This is a genomic window from Saccharothrix sp. AJ9571 (assembly GCF_021725495.1).
Classification (GTDB): domain Bacteria; phylum Actinomycetota; class Actinomycetes; order Mycobacteriales; family Pseudonocardiaceae; genus Amycolatopsis; species Amycolatopsis magusensis.
This window is the reverse complement of sequence record NZ_CP091382.1, coordinates 9,290,249-9,308,765: the sequence shown is the minus strand read 5'-3', so window position 1 is coordinate 9,308,765 and position 18,517 is coordinate 9,290,249. Positions and strand designations below refer to the sequence as shown.

The following is an 18,517-nucleotide window of genomic DNA, read 5'->3' as shown; positions in this document are numbered from 1 at the left end:
CGAGGTGGCGCACAGCACAGCACCGGCCCCTAAAGCCGCCCTTCATCGAAGCCTCGGACGCTCTGTCCCGCTCCCACGCGGACGGCGGCCCCGGAGCTGAGCAGCACCTCGTTTGACCGCGCCCGCTTCGGGAAACGCCTGGGGGGACCCACCAGCCGACCGCAGGGAGCGCGTGATGCCACGACCGCAGGTGGACCCGGGCCGGATCGTCATCTACACCGACATCGCCTGCGTCTGGTCGACGGTGACCATCGTGCGGCTCCTGCGCGCCAGGGACGAGGCCGGGCTCGCCGACCGCGTCCGGCTCGACCACCGGGTCTTCCTGCTGGAGGACGTCAACGAGTTCCCGATTCCCAAGGCATTCCTCGAGTCCGAGATCCCCGCGGTCGGCGCGCTGGAACCCGGGTTCGGCTGGACGACGTGGCAGGGTGATCCGGCGGACTGGCCGGTGACCACCGCACCGGCGAACGAAGCCGTGCACGCGGCCAAGACGCAGTCACCGCTGGCGGCCGAGCAGCTGGACCTGGCGCTGCGGCAGGCGTTGTTCCGGGACAGCCGCTGCATCTCGCTGCGTCACGAAATCCTCGCCGTCGCCAAGGAGTGCCCTGCCGTGGACGCCGGCGAACTCGCGCGCGCCCTCGACGACGGGCGGGCCCGCGCGCACATGATGGCCGACTACCACGCCAATCGGGAGCTGGTGCAGGGCAGCCCGCACCTGTTCTTCGCCGATGGGTACGACGTGCACAACCCGGGCATCGAGTTCCACTGGGAAGGCGAACCGGGGTCCGGCTTCCCCGTGGTGGACGAGGACGATCCCGCAGTGTTCGACGAACTCGTCCAGCGTGCCGCGCGGCTCTGAGAATCACCCGGTCGGTGGGTCGCCGAAGTCCTCGGGGCTGACGTAGTCGAGTTCCACGCGGAAGTCGGCGATCTGCTGCTCCACGTCGTCGTCGGCCAGTTCGAAGGTGGCCGCGGCCACCGCGAGCACGGCTTCGTCCACTTCGAGCGGCACCCCGGCCCGGACCCCGATCGCGACGGCGTCGCTCGGCCGCGCCGAGACGCGCACGCCGTCGCCGAGCACCAGGTCGGAGAAGAACACGCCGGAGTCCAGCGCCGTCACCTCGACCCGCTCGACGTGGCCGAAGACCTCGATCACCTGCCCGATCAGCTCGATCGTGTCCGGCCGGGAGTGCACCACCTGCTGGCAGGCCGCGACCAGCGCGGTCGCCTCCGGCGCGCCGATCGCGATGGGCAGCCAGCGCCGCTCCCCGGTGATCTCGCGCAGCAGCATCACCGGTGTCTCGTCGGGTGGCAGCAGAGCCACCCCGTGCACGCGCACTGGAACCACCGCACTCACCCCGTTTTGTCTCGTCATCGCCCGGCCGGCACCGGCTACCCCGTGCGAATCGGCGTAACCACCGGACTGCTCAGCGTACGCAGCGCGCCGGACCGCCATCCGGGTGCTTCCCGTCCCGATCCATTGACGAAGGCGGAGCCGGAGCCGCACGGTGCTGGAGGACTGTGAGCGCTCCCAAACGCGCTCCTTCGGTGGAGGCTTGATGAAGCACCCGGTCGTTCTTTTAGCCGTCGCGGTGGCGGTGCTCGGTTCCGTTGCGATCCCGGTGCGACCGGCCGCCGCGGGTTGCCGGGTCATCGCTTGTGCCGGCGAAGACGTGCACAGCCCGGGGCGGGTGAAGGAGACGGGGGATTCGCTGAGTTTCAGCTGGCCCGGTGTGTACTTCGAGGGCCGGTTCCGTGGCACCGGCGTCGGGGTGGCGCTCCAGGATCCCGCGGCCGACTACGAGGTCCAGGTCGACGGGGTCACCGCCGCCACGCTGGTGACCCCAACCGGGACGCACTGGGTCGACGGGCTCAGCGACGCCGAGCACACCGTCCGCCTGGTCAAGCGAAGCGAAAGCCCCTGGGCCACCAGCACCTTGGCCGGGCTCGTCGCCGCGGCCGGTGGTGAGATCCTCGCCGAGCCCGCGGCCCGGAGCAGGCAGATCGAGTTCATCGGCGACTCCTACACCGCCGGTTACGGCAACCTCTCCGGCGGCCGCGACTGCACCGGCGACCAGGTCGGCCGCACCACCCACGCCGACCGGGCCTTCGGGCCGCTGACCGCGCGTGGTCTCGGTGCCGACTACCAGGTCAACGCCTTCTCCGGCCGCGGCATGGTGCGCAACTACAACGGCGGCGAGCCCGGCACGGACTACCGCACCTACTACGACCGGGCGCTGCTCGCCGTCGACGGTGACGTGTGGCGGAAACCGGCGGACTGGCGGCCGCGACTGGTGGTGATCGGCCTCGGCATCAACGACTTCTCCACCGCCCTCAACCCCGGCGAGCCGTGGACCCCGGAAAGCCTCGTCGCGGCGTACAAGGCCGCGTACCACGGGTTCCTGGACAAACTCCGCGCCCGCTACGGCCCCTCGACCACCCTCGTCGTCAGCGCCACCCACCTGAGCAACAGCACGGTGTTCGCCGAGACCACGCAGCAGATCGTCGGCGAGCGAGCCGACCGCGTGCGCCACTGGTACTACCCGGAGACGGGCCTGGACTACCTCGGCTGCCACTGGCACCCGTCGGCCCGTGACCACGAGGTCATCGCCCAGCGGCTCGGCGAGTTCGTCGCCACCCTGGGATTGGGCTGGTGACCGGGTTTTGTCGGTGAGGGTGGTTAGAGTGCCGCCCGTGACTGTTTTGTCGAGGGAAGCGCTGGTGGCCGCCGTCGAGGCGGGGGAGCGGTTCGAGTACTTCTGCTTCTGGGGGCACACACCCGGCTCGGGGGAGGTGGGGAAGTGGTGCCTGAGCCAGTGGTGGCCGGTGCTGTTCACGGTCGACGGGGTGGAGTACCGCTCGGCGGAGCAGTTCATGATGGCGGAGAAGGCGCGCTTGTTCGGTGACGCCGAGGCGGAACAGCGGATCCTCGCGAGCGAAACCCCGGCGGACGCCAAGGAACTGGGGCGCGCGGTCCGTGATTTCGACCAGGACACCTGGGTGGCGCGGCGGTTCGACATCGTGGTCCGGGGGAACGAAGCCAAGTTCGGCCAGCACGCGCCGCTGCGGGAGTTCCTGGTGGCGACCGGTGCCCAGGTTCTGGTGGAAGCGGCGCCGAGGGACGTGATCTGGGGCATCGGCCTCGGCGCGTCGAACCCGCGCGCACTGGACCCGGCCCAGTGGCGGGGCCAGAACCTGCTCGGCTTCGCCCTCATGGCGGTCCGGGACCGGCTGCGCGCCGCCTGAGTGTCCTCAAGGGACGGTCAAGGGTCGCCGTGTTCGGCGACGTGGTGCTGGATGGCCTCGGCGATGGCGGACAGGGGGAGGACGTCGTGCACCAGGGTGGTGCCGATGGCGGCCGAGGGCATGCCGAAGTGGGCGGAGCTGGCTTCGTCCTGGGCGAGGATCCGGCCACCGCAGTGGGCGATGGCGCGGATGCCCGCTTGGGCGTCGGTGCCCCGGCCGGTGAGCACCACGGCCAGCGCCCGCGGGCCGCAGGTCACCGCGAGGGTGGCCAGCAGCAGGTCCGCGGACGGCCGGGCGGGCGGGAGCGAGTCGGAGTCGATCAGGCCGATCCTGGCTTCGGAGGTGACCAGCAGGTGCCGCGCCGGGGGGACGACCAGCACCGTGCCGATGGTCAGTTCGTCGTTGTTGCGCGCCGCGCGCACGGCCAGGCCGGTCCGCCGGTCGAGGATGGCGGCGAGTTCGCTGTGCCGGGCCGGTTCCAGGTGCTGGGCGACCAGCAGCGCGGCGGGCAGGTCCGCCGGCAGCGGCGCCAGCACCCGGGACAGGGCGTCGAGCCCACCGGACGAGGTGACCAGCGCGATCACCGGGAACCGCAGCGCGTACGGGTCGGTGGCGGTCATGGCCGGCCGTCGTTCGCGTCGGTGAGCATTGACCGACGCTACCGGCCCCGGCAAGCGCTCAGGAGCCCGGCGCCAGGAAGCCGACCAGTTCCCTGGTGACGAACTGCGGGTTCTCCTCGGCCAGCCAGTGCCCGGCGCCGGGGACCTCGACGGCACGGGAGATCGTGCCGATCCGGGGCGCCACCGTGGCCCGCGTGGGTTCCAGCAGACCTTGGGCGGTCATCAGCAGGGTCGGGGTGCTGATGGGCGTGGCCTCGGTGTTGGCGCGGACGTCCTGGTCCAGCGTGCGGTACAGCTCGAAGCCGCCGTGGAGCACCTCGGGCCGGGCATAGGTGCGGGCGTATTCGTCGACCTCGGCGTCGTCGAACGGCGGGGCCGCACCGGGGCCGCCGAAAGCCGTGCCGCCGAACGCGACCTGGGGGTAGAACAGGGCGAGGTAGTCGCGGACGTCGTCGGCGACGACGGCTTCGGGGACCCGCGGCTGGGAGTGGAACGCGATGTGCCAGCTCAGCCCGCGGTACCCGGCGGCGTCGAGCGCGGGACCGGGCAGCGGCAGGTCCAGGTACGCGAGCCGGTCGACGTCGTCCGGGAACTGTGCGGCGTACTGGAAGGCGACGGCGGCACCGAGGTCGTGCCCGGCGATCCGCGCGTCGCGGATCCCGAGCCGGTCGGCGACGAGGGTGTGGAGGTAGCGGGCGAGCGTGGCCTTGTCGTAGCTGGGCGGCGCGCCCGCGCTGTCGCCGAGGCCGGGCAGGTCGAGCGCGTAGACGGTGAAGTGGTCGGCCAGCGCGGGCATGATGCCGCGCCAGCTGTACCAGGTCTGCGGCCAGCCGTGCAGCAGCACGAGCGCCGGGCCCTCGCCGCCGGTGACGTAGTGCAGGCGTACGCCGTCGACGTCGGCGAATTCGTGCCGGAAGCGCTCGGCGAACTCGGTGTCGCCGCGGGTCGCCGTCTCGTGATCGGCGACCGGCTCGGGTGCCGGACCGCACGCGGTGAGCAGTACCAGGAGCGTCGCGGCCAGCGCGGTGATGGCGCGTCGGGGGTGCATCAGGGGTGCCTTTCGGGTGGTCAACGGCCGCGGGTGCCGTCGATGAGTTCGCGCAGGATGTCGGCGTGCCCGGCGTGCCGGGCGGTTTCCTCGATCAGGTGGGTCAGCGGCCAGCGCAGGTCGGCGGCGGCCAAGCCGGCGATGGCTTCGTTGGCCCGCGCGCAGGTGTCCCGGTAGGCGGCGAGGATGTCTTCGGCGGTCTCGTCCGGAGCCGCGTGGAAGGTGGCTTTCCAGTCGGAGACCGGCTCCCCGAGCAGCCAGCGCCGTTCGACGTGGGTGAGGTGCTTGACCAGCCCGAGCAGGTTGGTCCCCGAGGCCACTCCCGGGGTGCGGATCTGGGGTTCGGGTACTCCCTCGGCCTTGGCGGCCACCGACGTGCGCAGGTAGTCCAGGAAGCCCACGAGGACGTCCTTCTCGCCGGGGCCGGTCCTGGGCGGGCCCTGGTCCCGGCTCATCCGCGCGCTCCCGTGCCGCGTCGCACGACCAGCACGTGGTCGGTGACGGTCGCGGTCTGGCCGCCCGGACCCGTCGCCTGCCGTCGTGGCTGGTCCGCCCGGTCGACGGACCACTCCCGGGGGTCCAGGTCGAGTTCGGCGGCCACCTCGGTGGGTGCGGGGAAGTGCGCGTCGGGGTCCTGGTTCCACGACCACGGCGCGGCGGAGCCGTGGTCGACGACCACCAGCCGTCCGCCCGGGCGCAGGGCGTTCGCCGCGGTGCGCAGCACCTGGGCCCGCGGCAGGTCGAAGGGCGTGTGCAGGTACTGGGCGGAAATCAGGTCGAAGGCGCCGGGAGGGAAGTCGGCGGCCAGGTCCACCTGCACGGCGGTGACCTGCGCGCGCTCGGCCTCGGCCCGCTCGCGCAGCGCTTGCACGGCGGTGGCGGAGATGTCGGCGGCGGTGACCTGCCAGCCCCGTGCCGCCAGCCACAGCGCGTCCGCGCCGCCGCCACAGCCCAGGTCGAGGGCCGACCCCGGCGGCAACGACCGGGCGATCTCGGCCAGCACGGGGTTGACCCGCCCGGACGGCCGTTTCGTGCGGTAGTGCTCGTTCCAGAAGCGGGTCGCTTCGTCCACAGTGGTCTTGTCGGTCATGCTTTTCACCTTCGCCGGGCCCCACCGCGGATTGCACGAAAACTTGCCGCATCGGCAAGATGGGCGCCATGGCTGAGGAGATCGAGGACGCGCTGGCGGCGGTCGGCCCACGGTTGCGCGCGTTGCGCAAGCAGCGGGGCTTCACCCTGGCGGACCTCGCGGTGACCACGGGGATCTCCGAAAGCACGCTGTCGCGGCTGGAAAGCGGCGGCCGCCGTCCCAACCTGGAGCTGCTCCTGCCGCTGGCCCGGTCCTACGGGGTGCCGCTCGACGACCTCGTCGGCGCACCCCGCACCGGCGATCCGCGCATCCACCTGAAGCCGATCCACCGCTACGGCATGACCTTCGTGCCGCTGACCCGCCGGGCGGGTGGGTTGCAGGCGTTCAAGATGCTGATTCCGGCACAGGCGGAACCGGCCGAGCCGACCCCGCAGACGCACGACGGCTACGAATGGGTCTACGTCCTGGACGGCCGCTTGCGGCTGGTGCTCGGCGACCGCGACCTGGTCCTGCCCGCCGGGGAAGCGGCCGAGTTCGACACCGCGCTGCCGCACTTCCTGGGCACCGCGGACGGGCGGGCGGTCGAACTGCTCGTCCTCTTCGGACCGCAGGGCGAACGGGCCCACATCCGCGCCCGGCCGCAGCGCTCGTGACGCCCGAGCACACCGCGGTGGCCGGTTGGCCGTCCGGGGCACGAACGGCCAACCGGTCCCCGGTCAACCGGCGTAGTGGATGTCCGGCCAGGGTGCGGCGGGCATCTGGTTGCCGAGGAAGAAGCTCGGGTGGGGCGGCTGGTTGTAGGCGGTGTTCTGCCAGGCGATCGCGACGCGGTACTGGGTGTCGTGCATCAGCGTCGGGATGCGGTGGGAGCTCTGGTGCGGGGTCGAGTAGATCCGCAGCGCCGAGTTGTCCGACGTGCGCCACACGACTTCTTCCCGCCAGTCACCGAACAGATCGGCGGACAGCGCCGGGGTGGCCTTCGTGCCGTTGTTCGAGGCGACGCCGGAACCGGTGAGCAGCCTGGTGTCCGAGCCGGTGCCGTACTTGTCGATCCGGGTCTGGTCGAGCAGTTCGCGCACCGGATCGCCGTCCCACCAGATCAGGAAGTTCGCCGAGGAGGGCTTGCGGCCGACACCGGAACCCTTGGTGTTGCGCAGGTCGCTGACCGCGCTGGACCACGATTCCGCACCGGGGCTGCCCGCCCAGATGTCAGCGGACACACCGCGTCCGTTGTCCCCGGCCGGAGCGGTCTGCCACAGCCGCTGCCCGGTACGTGCGTCGGCGAACCACGACCCGGGTTTCGAGCTGTCCTCGGAGACCTTGAAGTATTCCAGCCCGGGGCGGGCCGGATCGAGGTCACCGGCGTGGGCCGCGTCGCCGTGGCCGAGGCCGGTGGTCCACAGCCCGTTGCCGTTGTCGTCGATGGCCGCGGCGCCGTAGAGGATCTCGTCACGGCCGTCGGCGTCGACATCGGCCACCGACAGCGAATGGTTGCCCTGCCCCGCGTACCCGCCGGTCTGGTTGCTGTCGAAGGTCCAGCGCTTCACCAGCTTGCCGTCGCGGAAGTCCCAGGCCGCGACCACCGCCCGCGTGTAGTACCCGCGTGCCATGATCAAGCTCGGCCGCGCACCGTCCAAATAGGCCGTTCCGGCGAGGAACCGGTCGACCCGGTTGCCGTAGCTGTCACCCCACGAAGCCACGTTCCCGCGCGGCGGGTCGTAGTTCACCGTGGACATCGCCGCACCGGTCTGCCCGTTGAACACGGTCAGGAATTCGGGCCCGGTGAGGATGTAACCGCCGGAGTTGCGGTGATCCGCCGAGGCGTTGCCGATCACCGCCCCGGTGCCGTCCCGCGTGGCGTCCGCGGTTTTCATGGCCACTTCGGCCCTGCCGTCGCCGTCGTAGTCATAGACTTGGAACTGGGTGTAGTGGGCGCCCGCGCGGATGTTGCGGCCGAGATCGATGCGCCACAGGCGGGTGCCGTCGAGGCGGTAGGCGTCGACGAACACGTTGTCGGTGTAGCCGGACTGCGAGTTGTCCTTGGCGTTGGCCGGTTCCCACTTCACCACGAACTCGTAGTCACCGTCGCCGTCGAGATCGCCGACGCTCGCGTCGTTCGCGTTGTAGGAACCGGACGGCCGTTGCAGCGGCACGTCGCGGTAGCCGTTGGCGAAGGACAGCGACGTGCCGGAATCCGGCTGTTCGGCGCCATCGACCACCGCGCGCACGGTGTAGGCGGCCCCGGCCGGGCCACCGGCGTCGAGGTAGTTGGTGGCACCGGTGAGCGGCGAGCCGTTCACCTTGGTGCCGCCGCGGTAGACGTTGAACGCGACGTTCTGCGGATCACCGCCCAGCAGTCGCCAGCCGACCAGGTTGCCCGAGCCACTGCGGACACTGACCAGGCCGCGGTCGAGGCGTTCGGCCTGCCGCTTGCCCGCCGGTTCCGCGAGTGGTTCGCCCAGGGCGGGGCTGCCCGTCACCACCAGGCCACCGGCCAGCAGCGGGACCAGCAGTGCCCGGGCGGCACGAGTCACCCCGCCGGAGTACCGATCGAATACGTGCACCATTTCGCTCCTCATCACACAGGCGTCGTTGCCAGGGATGGGAGCGCTCCCAAAAACGAGGCTAGCAGCTGCCGGTCGCGTGTGGAAGCGCTTTCAGGCGGGTGGCGTACCGGCTCGGCGGTCGGTCCCGCGGCACGAACTTCGCCGTGGCGCACGAGTTCGCCGTAGTGCCCGGCCGGTGAAGGACAATGCCTAGCTGGGGCCCACTTCGGTGGCGACGCGCTGGGCGAGGTGGCGCAGCCAGATGTGCCCGGCGTCCTGGGTGTGCACCGGGTGCCACCAGAGCGCTTCCTGCAGTGGCACGGCGTGGAACGGGCACGGCAGGGGACGCACGCCCGGCATGGGCACGCGTTCGGCCAGGCGCCGCTGGATCATCGCCACCCGGCGGGTTCCGGCGACCAGCGCGGGCAGCAGCTGGAACGAGGGCACGGACACGTCCACGTGCGGGCTGATGCCGAGCATGCTCAGCTGTCGGGTGATCGGCGCGTCGTAGGCCCGCTGGTAGACCGCCCACGGCAGGCGGGCGAGGTGGTCGAGGGTCAGCTCGCCGGTCACCTCGGGGTGGTCGTCGGCGACCAGGCACACCCACTGGTCGGTGAACAGCTCGATGGCCGGGAAGTCGTCGATCACCCCGTGCGGCATCAGCAGGCCGTCGACCGTGCTGAGCAGCGTGGGCAGGTTCTCCAGCAGCAGGGGCGAGGTCTGCTGGAACGTCAGCCGGGCGCCGGGTGCCTCCCGGTGCAGGGCGCGGGCCAGCGCCACGCCGAACACCGTGGCGCCGTAGTCGGAGCTGATCAGGGTGAACTCCCGGGTCTCGCTGCCGGGATCGAACTCGGCCTGGGTGGCGAACACGCGTTCCAGCACGTCGCACGCGGCGGCGCTGCGATCGCGCAGGGCCGCGCCCAGCGGGGTCAGCTCGTAGCGCGAACCGACGCGGGAGAGCAGTTGGTCGTCGAAGTGGCGGCGCAGCCGAGCCAGCGCCGCGCTCATCGCCGGCTGCGTCAGCCCGACCCGCTCGCCCGCCCTGGTGACGTTGCGTTCTTCCAGCAGCGCGCGCAGGGCGACCACGAGGTTGAGGTCCAGGCTGGACAGGTTCACCGCACCTCCAGGCATTCCTCACGTGAATGGCAGCCATTCAGGACATTCATGGCCCTGATCACGCCGGGCTGGGTCAGAGTAGCCCCTCCCGCGGGAAACCTCGGCCTGGTCTGTGTGGCGGTGGATCACCGTTCACCGGCGGCCTCGCCGAGACGGGCGAGTTGGTTGACGCGCAGGGGCTCAGCGCACCGGCGTCGGCGCGTGAGCCTCGAACGCGTCGCCGAGATCGCTACGGCGCTGAGCCGCGCTACTTCTTCACCGGGTCGTGGCCCCAGTTCATCAGCGAATACCGCCAGGTGGTCTCCCGCACGTCCCCCGACGGGCGTTGCGCGAGGTGCCGGTGGACGTAGCCGACCACCTTGCGCATGTGGGCGTAGTCGTCGTCGGTGAGGTCGGCTTTCTTGGTGTGCAGGAGCTTCACGATCCGCCGCCCGGATTCGTGCCCGATCGACTCGCCGCCCTGGTGCTGTCCCGAGTTCTTCGAATCCTCGGTCTCCAGCCAGCCGGACAGCTCCTTCGGCGTCATGTTCACCGCGTCGTCGAATTCCCGCTGGGTCTGCTCCCGGTCCATGCCGCGCGGCTACCCCCAGCCGTCGTGACTACACCGCCCAGCCGGGTCATCACGGCCTCGCGGCCCGCTTCGAAGGCGGTGCGCAGCATGCGGCCGTCCGCTTCGAGGCGGCTGACGCGCGGGGACGCGTCCGACGGCCGGACCGACAGCAGCGCGGGACCGTCGTGGTCCTCATCGGTGTCGTAGCGCGCGAGCAGCAGGTCCGCTTCCGCGAGCCGCGCGTCCCCGGAGAGGAAGACGGTCCGCAGCGCGCCCGGGTAGCGGCGCATGCCGAACCGGGCAACCAGGCGGTAACCGAGCGACGGCCGCTCCCGTTCGGGCGCCCGGTCCACCAGCCGCCGCGACCGCAGGACGAGCACGTGGGTGGCGCCGTCCCGCAGGGCCTGGTGGAACGGGATCGACTCGGCGACCCCGGCGTCGTAGTAGCGGTCGGGCCCGATCGCCACCGGCCGTCCGGCGAGCACGGGCATCGCCGCGCTGGCCCGCAACGCGAGCCGCAGGGCGCGCTCGTCGTCGAGTCGGCCGTGCAGGTCCACCGGGGCGCCGGAGGTGACGTCGGTGGCCAGCGGGTGGAACTCGATCGGGTTCGCCAGCACGGAGGGGTAGTCGAGCGGGAACTGGCTGGTGTAGACGACCTCGACGAGCTGCTCCACATCGACGACCGGCCGGAACCGCAGCAGGTTGCGACGGCGGATCAGCGCCCGCGCGAAGGCCGGGTCGGTCCAGCCGTGCAACCCCTCCGGACGGCTGCTGAGCAGCCACGCCCCGGAGATCGCGCCCGCCGACGAGCCGTACACCGCGTCGAACAGCGGCAGCAGGCCGAGTTCGTCGAGCGCCAACGCCATACCCGCCGAGACCGTGCCCCGCATGCCGCCGCCCTCGATGGCCAGCGCCACGCGCTGCCCGTCCTGGCGTGCCCCCGGCAGGCTGCCCGCGGCCGCCCGCTCCGCGAGCACCGACAGCAGCCGATGTTCGTTGTTCCCGATCTCCACCCCGGACGCCCCCTCCGCTGTTGACCTTGCTCTGCCCAGTATCACGAAACGGGCCGCGCGGGCGGCGGTGCTGAGGCGTTATTCCCAGCGCCACAGCGAAGGCGGACGGCCGCCCTTAGGCAGGGCGGCGGCGTGCTCGGCGGTTCGCCGCAGGCCGGGGAGCCGTTCCATGGTCCGCCCCAGATTGGCCGGGTAGGGGCGGTCGCCGGTCAGTGCCTCGGTGGCGTCGAGCGCCTGCGCGGTGGTGAACCCGGTGCCCATCAACCCGGCGGTGAAGTCGCGGTCGCGCCACAGCCGGTCCGCCAGCAGCGGGCGGCAGTCCGCCACGATCCGGTTGTGGTCGAACGCCAGCGCGGGCACCTCGTCCAGGCGGCACCACACCACGTCCTCGCCGCCGCCGGGCGCGGGTTTCGCGGTCGCCCACAACGCGATGGACAACGTCGGCCCGCGCGGGTCACGGGAGGGCTCGTCGAAGGTGGTGAGCTGGCCCGTGCCCGTCAGCGCGTCCGACGGCAGCCCGAGTTTGGTGACCACCGCCCGGCCGCTCGCCTCGCGCAGCCGTTCCCCGAGCCCGAGCAGCACCCCGGGCAGCGCGAGTTCCCCGGCGAACGGCTCGGCGGCTCGCGGCGCGACCCCCAGCAGCACGGTCCGCGCACCCGGGTCGAACCGCACGACCAGCACGTCCACGGACACCGGTGTCGACTGAATCACCCGCAGATTGTGACCGGCGCCCGGCTCGGCCGCGCAACCCGGTAGTCCGCGCGATCCGGCCCGTACCCGGTGACCGCGACCGGCAGCCGGGCGCCGAACCACGCCAGCGGATCGGCCAGTTCGACGGCGGGGGAGCCGTGGTCGAGCACGACCCGCGGCCGGTCGGCGTCGAGGTGGGTCACCGCGAGGGCGTCCACGCCGTCGCAGGCGGTGATCGCGTAGTCCAGCAGCGTCGCGTCGAGGTGGCCCGCCCGCCAGGAGCCCTGGTACTCCCCGGCGCCGTTGTGGGCTTCGGGGTGGCGGGCGAGCACGGCGGGGTCCTCGGTCGGGAACGGCCCGGCCCCGTGCCGGGTGTGGTAGGTCCGCACGACGCCCAGCACGGTGTGCGGGCGCCCGGCCAGCAGCTCGCGGGCGTTGTGCGGGGTCGTGGTGGACCACGTGGTGTGCGGGTGGAACCCGTGGTGCTGGTCGAGGAGCACGCCCTGCGCGCCTTCGAACACCACCCGGCCGCGGTCGGCCAGTCTCCCGGTCTCCTCGCCGCCGGTGATCCGCACCGCGGCGGCGAAGTCGCGGTACAGCGCCACGAGTTCGTCCACGCTGTGCCGCGGGCTGGCGAGCGGGGCGTAGAACCGGGCGAGGGCGTCGAGCTTGCGCCGCAGCACGGCCGGGCGGGCGCAGTCCGCGACCGTGGGCGCCTCGCCCGGTTCCCCGAGCACTTCCTGCCCTTCCACCACGTCCCCGGGACCGGCGCCGCTCAGCAGCGAGTACCAGACGGTTTCGCCGATGCCCTTCCCGCACGAACCGTGCCGTTCGTGGCCGCGGGCGTCCTCGCGGGCCCGGTTGGCGTGGATGTGGAACGGCGTGGTGAGCAGGGCCTGCCCGTCCACGCTCAGCAGGGCCAGCGGGTTCCGGACCCCGGCCGCTTCGAGCTGCCGCGCTTCGGTGGCCAGCGCGAACGGCTCGACCAGGACGAACCGCGACAGGTGGGTGGGCACGCCGGCGAACGTGCCCGCCCCGAACTGGCTGAACGTGTGGTGCCGCCCGTCGGCGACGACGTTGTGCGCGGCCTGCGCGCCGCCGTTGAAGCGGACGACGGCGGTGGTGGGCCGGCCCGCGCAGAGGGCGTCGACCACGGCGCCCTTGCCCTCGTCGCCGAAGCCGAGCCCGACCACCACCACGTGCCCGTCGAGGTTCACCGCAGCACCACGTCGTCGGGACCGCCCGCGTCGGGCACCGCCGAGGTGACTACCGACCGCGTGCCCAGCCGGGCCAGCGCCTTGCCGACCGCCGCGCCCTCCGCGGCCGAGCCGATGTCGGCGAGGTCGGCCAGCGCCTGGTCCACGTCGACGACCTGTTCCTCCAGGCCGATCGTGGCGGCGATCAGCTCGCACACCGCGCCGGGGTCCTCGAGCTTGAGGAAGTTCTGCCCGAGCAGGCCGCTCCAGTGCTCGCCGATCTCCGGGTCGTGGAAGTACGACGACTGGTTGGGCAGCACGAAGAAGACGTGCCACTTGCGGGCCAGTTCCCGGTACACCGACACCGGATCGATGTCCTGGTGGACGTTGTCGCCGATGACGCGGCGCACGTGCTTCGCCTGCAGCGCGGGCTTGTTCAGCTCGTCGCCGATGATGAACAGGTAGCCCTTGCGGCCGCGCTTCTGCCACGCGTCGGTGGCCACGTGCCGAGCCATGAAGTAGGCGGCGAGTTCGTACGATTCGCTCTTCTGCCCGCCGCCACCGCCTTCGAGGAAGATCGTGCGCAGCTGCTCGTCCATCCGGTTGTCCGACTCGAACTGCCCGACCTGCAACGGCACCCGGTCGCTGTCGGCGTCACCGATCGCGCCGAAGAGCACCTGCGGGTCGGCCAGGTAACCCTTGCGCTTGATCAGCCCGTGCAGCTTGCCGAGCTTGCCCTGCATGATCCGCGGCACCCGGCGCATCGAGCCGGTGACGTCGAACAGCACCGCGATCGGGGTCGAATCGTCGTGGTCGGCCGAGTCGCGGCACTCCCTGGTCGCGTTGCGCGGGTTGAGCGCGGCCGCGACCTTCCACTTGCTCGCGGGCTTGGCACGCAGGTCCGCGGTGTAGCCGAAGTCGTCCTCGCCCTTGGCGGCGCGGAAGGTCTTCGCCGCGGCGTAGGCGTTGTCGTCCCAGTGTCCGTATCCCATTTCAGGCTCCTGTCTCGGGGATTTCGAAAGGCCGGAAGGTGCGCGGGCCGTACAGCTCGTCGAGCAGTTCGTCGTACTCGTCGAGCAGGCAGGCCGCGTCGGGCCGTTGTGCCGGTGCGTCCTGTGCGCACCAGGTGGCGAACGTGCGCTGCCGGGTTTCCCCCGGTGCCAGCAGGTCCGCCATCATCGTGTGGAGCATGTGGACGTCGGTGGCCGTGGTCAATGGCTGTCCTTTGTGGACTTCTGGGGGGTAGCGCACCGAGTTGTCCACCGCTGTCGGCAGTTCGCCGTGGTGCACGGCGAAGGACCAGCCGGCGAGCACGATCCCGTGCTGTTCCGGGTGGACCAGCACGTTGTCCGCGGTGATGTGCCCGTGCACCACTCCCGCGCGGTGCGCCCCCGCCACCGCGCGCAGCAGGCGGCGGTGCATCCAGGCGTAGTCACGGCCGTCGAGGCCGCCGGGGAAGGACTCCTTGATGCCGGCGAGGGTGGTGAACCCGTCGACGAGCGGCTCGAGCACGGTGAACGCGCGATCGCCGCGCGCCACCGGGCCGGAGGTGTCGATCAGGCGCGGGTAGTAGGGCCGCAGCCACCGGTGCCGTTCGGTCAGGTCGTCGAGCGCGCGCAGTGCCGTCCACTCGGCGTGGATGAGTGGGTTGAGCGCCGGGTTGCGGACGAGTTTGACCAGGTGTGGCCCGGTGGTGCGGTAGGTCGTCGCGACACTGCCCACCGCGTGCGGGCGGGTCAGGGTGTAGGCCGAGGTCGCGGTGGTGACCGTCTGGTGGCGAGGGCGCTTCCAGTCGTCGTAGAGGCGGTTGAGCGTCGCCGCTGCCTCGTGGGCACGCGCATCGCCGGGATTGCGGTCGGGGTGGAGGACGGCGGCCAGTTCGCGGTAGCGCCGGTGTGCGGTCGCGGCGTCGAACAGGTCGGCGGCGCGGACCGTGTTCTCGATCAGCGCTACGGCTTCGTCCCTCGTGAGCATGGTTTGAGTCTAGAAGACTCTTACTCGGTTTGGCAAGCGGCTCCGGAGTGGGCACAGTCTGGCGCCAGGTAGTGCCACCCGGTGCCGCGCGCGGGCGTGCGGCAGCGCTGGTGCCACAAATCCAGGGCTGCTCCAGGTCGAATTCGTCACCGGTAGCGCCGGTATTTTGCCTGGTCACGAGCGCGGTTTGCCGTTTGAAGCCACGCTGGCATTAGCCAAGGCGTCAGAGTGGCTTGCTTGTGGTGCCAATCGTGTGCCATAGTGATGCCATGGACCTGACGCCGTACGTGGAAAACCTCCGCCGTGGACTCGCGACGGCGTTCGACACGAACGAGGGCGAGACCGGTGAGCCGCTCGAGCGGCTGGCCGGTTCGCTGGAGCCGGCGATCCGGCTCACGCTGCTGGATGCGTTGTCCGGCGCCGCGGGGGAGATCACCCGTGAACTGGCGCCGGGCGCGGTGGAGCTGTGCCTGCGCGGCCGGGCGGCGACGTTCGTCGTGACGCCACGGCCGCCGGAGCGGCCCGCCGCGCGGCCAGGTCCGGCCGGAGAAGCCGACGGCGCGACGGCGCGGGTCAACATCCGCCTGCCCGAGCAGCTCAAGGCGGCGATCGACCGGGCGGCGGCAGAAGAGCGCCGGTCGGTCAACGCCTGGCTGGTGGAGGCCGCCGCGGCCGCCCTGCCGTAGTCCACCGCGAACCACCCCGAGAACCACACCGAACACGCACGAAAAGCCGAACGCAAACCCAGAAGGGGACTGTCATGCCCATTTTCGAAACGCCGCAGCCGATCACCGCCACCCTCGAGATCGGCGCCGGCGAGGTGCGGCTCAGCGCGAGCGACCGGACCGACACCCTGGTCGAGGTGCACCCGACCGATCCGGCCGACGAGTCGGACGTCAAGGCGGCGAGCCAGACCCGCGTCGACTACGCCGACGGCAGGCTGCGGGTCACCGGCCCGAAGTCCGGCCCGTTCGACTTCTCGAAGAAGTCCCGGTCCGTCACCGTGACGGTCGAACTGCCGTCGGGCTCCCGGGTGCGTGGCGACCTGGCGCTGGGGGACTTCCAGGGCACCGGACGGCTCGGCGAATGCCGGGTGCAGACCGCCGCCGGGCACGTCCGCCTGGACCGGACCGCGCAGCTGTGGGTGAAGACCGCCGCGGGCCACGTCGAAGTCGGCCACGTGGAGGGTGACGCGGAGGTCAGCACCGGCTCCGGCCGGGTGTCACTCGGCGAGGTCGACGGCACGAGCGTGGTCAAGAACTCCAACGGCCACACCACGATCCACGAGGTCTCCGGGCAAGCCAAGGTCCGCTCGGCCAACGGCGACATCTCCGTGGACCGCGCGGGCGCCGGGGTCGACGCGGAATCGAGCAACGGCAGCATCGTCGTCGGCGAGGCCTCCCGCGGCCCGATCGTGCTCACCACCTCGCTGGGCGACCTGGAAGTCGGCATCGCCGGCACCGCCCGGCTCGAACTGGACACCGATCTCGGCCGCGTGCACAACTCCCTCGCCACGTCCTCGCCGTCGGGTGCCGCCGGCGGTGCCGTCGATGTCCGCGCCCACACCAAGTTCGGTGACATCACCGTCCGTTCCGCCTGACCCCGAACCCCTTGTGCTGAAAGGAAAAGACCAGATGACCACGAGGCTTTCCCCGCCCGCCATCACGGCGGCCGGGCTGTGCAAGTCCTTCGGGGACAAGACCGTGCTCGACGGCATCGACCTGAACGTGCCGCGCGGCACCGTGTTCGCGCTGCTGGGCGCGAACGGCGCCGGCAAGACCACCGCGGTGAAGATCCTCTCCACGCTGATCAACGCCGATCGCGGCACCGCGACGGTCGCCGGGCACGACGTGGCGGGCGACCCGGACGGGGTGCGGTCCTCGATCGGGGTCACCGGGCAGTTCTCCGCGGTGGACAACCTGCTCACCGGTGAGGAGAACCTGATCCTGATGGCGAAGCTGAACCTGATCGGGCGCGCCGGGCGCAAACAGGTCGCCGCCGAACTGCTCGAACGCTTCGACCTCACCGAGGCGGGGAAGAAGGCCGTGTCGACCTACTCCGGCGGCATGCGGCGGCGGCTGGACCTGGCGATGACGCTGGTCGGCAGCCCGCGGGTGATCTTCCTCGACGAGCCGACCACCGGGCTGGACCCGCGCAGCCGCCGCGGGCTGTGGCAGATCGTGCGCGACCTGGTCGCCGACGGCGTCACCATCTTCCTGACCACGCAGTACCTGGAAGAGGCCGACGAACTGGCCGACCGGATCGCCGTGCTCGACCACGGGCGGCTGGTCGCCGAGGGCACCCCGGACGAACTCAAGCGCCGCATCCCCGGCGGGCACGTGGAGTTCCGCTTCGCCGACGCCCACGGGTTCGACACCGCCGTGCGCGCCGTCGGCTCCGGCACCCCGGACCCGGAAACGCTGACCCTGCGCGTGCCCAGCGACGGCAGCCTGCGCTCGCTGAAGGCCCTGATCGACCGCCTCGACGCCGACACCCTCGAGGTCGACCAGCTCACCCTGCACACCCCCGACCTCGACGACGTCTTCCTCGCCCTGACCGGCACCGGCACCCAGCCCGCGACCCAGAAAGCGACCACCCGATGAGCACCCTCACCGCCCCGCGCACCGTCCGCTCGCGTGCGCTGACCGACTCGGCGACCATGCTGGGCCGCAACCTCAAGCACATCCTGCGCTACCCGTCGATGACGGTGATGCTCCTCGGCATGCCGATCATCTTCCTGCTGCTGTTCGTCTACGTCTTCGGCGGCACGCTGGGAGCCGGGCTCGGCGGCCCGTCCGGGGGACGCGCGGAGTACGTCAACTACGTGGTGCCCGCGATCATCCTGATGTCGGTCACCAGCGCGGTGCAGGGCACCGCGGTCTCGGTCGCGATGGACATGGCCGAGGGCATCATCGCCCGGTTCCGCACCATGCCGATCGCCAGGGTGTCGGTGCTGACCGGGCACGTGCTGGGCAGCGTCATCCAGACGATGCTCATCGTCGGCGCGGTGCTCGGCGTGGCCCTGCTGATCGGGTTCGACCCCGCGGCGGGCCTCGGTGCCTGGTTCGCCGCTGGCGGGGTGACGCTGGCGCTGGCCTTCTCGCTGACCTGGCTGGCCGTCGCACTGGGGCAGGCCAGTGGCAGCGTCGAGACCGCGAGCAACGTCGGGCTGCCGCTGGTGCTGCTGCCCTTCCTCGGCAGCGGGTTCGTCCCGACCGACTCGATGCCGGGGGCGATCCGCTGGTTCGCCGAGTACCAGCCCTTCACCCCGATCATCGAATCCCTGCGGGGCCTGCTGATGGGCACCCCGGTCGGCAACAGCGTCTACTTCGCCCTTGGGTGGTGCCTGGTCATCGCACTGGGCGGCTACCTGTGGTCGAGGAAGCTGTACAACCGCGAATACACCCGCTGAACACCGGCGAAAAAAA

At 71.5% G+C, this 18,517-nt stretch carries 21 protein-coding genes; 8 read left to right on the top strand and 13 right to left on the bottom strand.

Features of this window, described 5'->3' with window-relative positions; all coding sequences use genetic code 11:
- The first annotated feature begins 175 nt into the window (after positions 1 to 175).
- Positions 176 to 859: a DsbA family oxidoreductase gene (locus L3Q67_RS42195; RefSeq protein WP_499186989.1), complete on the top strand. Its 684-nt coding sequence runs from the start codon at positions 176 to 178 to the stop codon at positions 857 to 859.
- A gap of 3 nt (positions 860 to 862) precedes the next feature.
- On the opposite strand, the gene L3Q67_RS42190 is transcribed toward L3Q67_RS42195, so the two are convergent.
- Positions 863 to 1,348, bottom strand: coding sequence for a bifunctional nuclease family protein (locus tag L3Q67_RS42190; protein WP_499186988.1), 486 nt, complete (start codon positions 1,346 to 1,348; stop codon positions 863 to 865).
- Between the two features lie 211 nt (positions 1,349 to 1,559).
- Between L3Q67_RS42190 and L3Q67_RS42185 the strand changes: the two genes are divergently transcribed.
- Entirely contained in the window at positions 1,560 to 2,657 is a 1,098-nt protein-coding gene (locus tag L3Q67_RS42185; protein WP_499186987.1) for an SGNH/GDSL hydrolase family protein, read from the top strand.
- A 37-nt stretch (positions 2,658 to 2,694) separates the two neighbouring features.
- Positions 2,695 to 3,246, top strand: coding sequence for an NADAR family protein (ybiA, locus tag L3Q67_RS42180; RefSeq protein ID WP_499186986.1), 552 nt, complete (start codon positions 2,695 to 2,697; stop codon positions 3,244 to 3,246).
- Positions 3,247 to 3,263: 17 nt separating this feature from the next.
- On the opposite strand, the gene L3Q67_RS42175 is transcribed toward ybiA, so the two are convergent.
- From L3Q67_RS42175 to L3Q67_RS42160, 4 genes are read right to left on the bottom strand one after another with little or no spacing between them, the layout of a single operon-like run.
- A complete protein-coding gene (locus L3Q67_RS42175) occupies positions 3,264 to 3,866 on the bottom strand; it encodes a chemotaxis protein CheB (protein ID WP_499186985.1) in 603 nt (200 codons plus the stop codon).
- A gap of 58 nt (positions 3,867 to 3,924) precedes the next feature.
- Entirely contained in the window at positions 3,925 to 4,914 is a 990-nt protein-coding gene (locus L3Q67_RS42170) for an alpha/beta fold hydrolase (protein WP_499186984.1), read from the bottom strand.
- A 20-nt stretch (positions 4,915 to 4,934) separates the two neighbouring features.
- Positions 4,935 to 5,369, bottom strand: coding sequence for a DinB family protein (locus L3Q67_RS42165; RefSeq protein ID WP_499186983.1), 435 nt, complete (start codon positions 5,367 to 5,369; stop codon positions 4,935 to 4,937).
- Positions 5,366 to 6,004 carry a class I SAM-dependent methyltransferase gene (locus tag L3Q67_RS42160; protein ID WP_499186982.1) on the bottom strand — a complete coding sequence of 213 codons (639 nt, stop codon included), beginning with the start codon at positions 6,002 to 6,004 and terminating at the stop codon, positions 5,366 to 5,368. Before L3Q67_RS42160 ends, L3Q67_RS42165 begins: the two co-directional genes overlap by 4 nt.
- Positions 6,005 to 6,072: 68 nt before the next feature.
- On the opposite strand from L3Q67_RS42160, the gene L3Q67_RS42155 reads away from it, so the two are divergent.
- The gene (locus tag L3Q67_RS42155; protein WP_499186981.1) at positions 6,073 to 6,657 is read left to right on the top strand and encodes a helix-turn-helix domain-containing protein; all 585 of its coding nucleotides are present in this window, start codon (positions 6,073 to 6,075) and stop codon (positions 6,655 to 6,657) included.
- A 63-nt stretch (positions 6,658 to 6,720) separates the two neighbouring features.
- Here L3Q67_RS42155 and L3Q67_RS42150 read toward each other — a convergent pair whose 3' ends face one another.
- The 8 genes from L3Q67_RS42150 to L3Q67_RS42115 form a co-directional block, all read right to left on the bottom strand.
- Positions 6,721 to 8,571, bottom strand: a complete 1,851-nt coding sequence (locus L3Q67_RS42150) for a rhamnogalacturonan lyase (protein WP_499186980.1) — start codon at positions 8,569 to 8,571, stop codon at positions 6,721 to 6,723.
- A 189-nt stretch (positions 8,572 to 8,760) separates the two neighbouring features.
- A complete protein-coding gene (locus L3Q67_RS42145) occupies positions 8,761 to 9,666 on the bottom strand; it encodes a LysR family transcriptional regulator (RefSeq protein WP_499186979.1) in 906 nt (301 codons plus the stop codon).
- A 247-nt stretch (positions 9,667 to 9,913) separates the two neighbouring features.
- Positions 9,914 to 10,237, bottom strand: a complete 324-nt coding sequence (locus L3Q67_RS42140; protein ID WP_499186978.1) for a DUF3140 domain-containing protein — start codon at positions 10,235 to 10,237, stop codon at positions 9,914 to 9,916.
- On the bottom strand, positions 10,195 to 11,229 hold the full coding sequence (locus L3Q67_RS42135) for a patatin-like phospholipase family protein (RefSeq protein ID WP_499186977.1): 1,035 nt from the start codon (positions 11,227 to 11,229) through the stop codon (positions 10,195 to 10,197). The genes L3Q67_RS42140 and L3Q67_RS42135 overlap by 43 nt, the downstream gene beginning before the upstream one ends.
- Positions 11,230 to 11,307: 78 nt before the next feature.
- Positions 11,308 to 11,940, bottom strand: coding sequence for an NUDIX hydrolase (locus tag L3Q67_RS42130; RefSeq protein ID WP_499186976.1), 633 nt, complete (start codon positions 11,938 to 11,940; stop codon positions 11,308 to 11,310).
- Positions 11,937 to 13,136, bottom strand: a complete 1,200-nt coding sequence (locus tag L3Q67_RS42125; RefSeq protein ID WP_499186975.1) for a P-loop NTPase family protein — start codon at positions 13,134 to 13,136, stop codon at positions 11,937 to 11,939. Before L3Q67_RS42125 ends, L3Q67_RS42130 begins: the two co-directional genes overlap by 4 nt.
- The gene (locus L3Q67_RS42120; RefSeq protein WP_499186974.1) at positions 13,133 to 14,107 is read right to left on the bottom strand and encodes a hypothetical protein; all 975 of its coding nucleotides are present in this window, start codon (positions 14,105 to 14,107) and stop codon (positions 13,133 to 13,135) included. Before L3Q67_RS42120 ends, L3Q67_RS42125 begins: the two co-directional genes overlap by 4 nt.
- A gap of 1 nt (position 14,108) precedes the next feature.
- A complete protein-coding gene (locus tag L3Q67_RS42115; RefSeq protein WP_499186973.1) occupies positions 14,109 to 15,089 on the bottom strand; it encodes an adenylate cyclase in 981 nt (326 codons plus the stop codon).
- 269 nt (positions 15,090 to 15,358) lie between these two features.
- Here L3Q67_RS42115 and L3Q67_RS42110 point away from each other — a divergent pair, with 269 nt between their 5' ends.
- The 4 genes from L3Q67_RS42110 to L3Q67_RS42095 all read left to right on the top strand — a co-directional run bounded on the left by L3Q67_RS42110 (position 15,359) and on the right by L3Q67_RS42095 (position 18,501).
- The gene (locus L3Q67_RS42110; protein ID WP_499186972.1) at positions 15,359 to 15,775 is read left to right on the top strand and encodes a toxin-antitoxin system HicB family antitoxin; all 417 of its coding nucleotides are present in this window, start codon (positions 15,359 to 15,361) and stop codon (positions 15,773 to 15,775) included.
- 74 nt (positions 15,776 to 15,849) lie between these two features.
- Entirely contained in the window at positions 15,850 to 16,689 is an 840-nt protein-coding gene (locus L3Q67_RS42105; RefSeq protein ID WP_499186971.1) for a DUF4097 family beta strand repeat-containing protein, read from the top strand.
- Positions 16,690 to 16,723: 34 nt separating this feature from the next.
- Positions 16,724 to 17,692, top strand: coding sequence for a DrrA family ABC transporter ATP-binding protein (locus L3Q67_RS42100; protein ID WP_499186970.1), 969 nt, complete (start codon positions 16,724 to 16,726; stop codon positions 17,690 to 17,692).
- Entirely contained in the window at positions 17,689 to 18,501 is an 813-nt protein-coding gene (locus L3Q67_RS42095; RefSeq protein ID WP_499186969.1) for an ABC transporter permease, read from the top strand. The genes L3Q67_RS42100 and L3Q67_RS42095 overlap by 4 nt, the downstream gene beginning before the upstream one ends.
- The last annotated feature ends 16 nt before the right edge of the window (positions 18,502 to 18,517 follow it).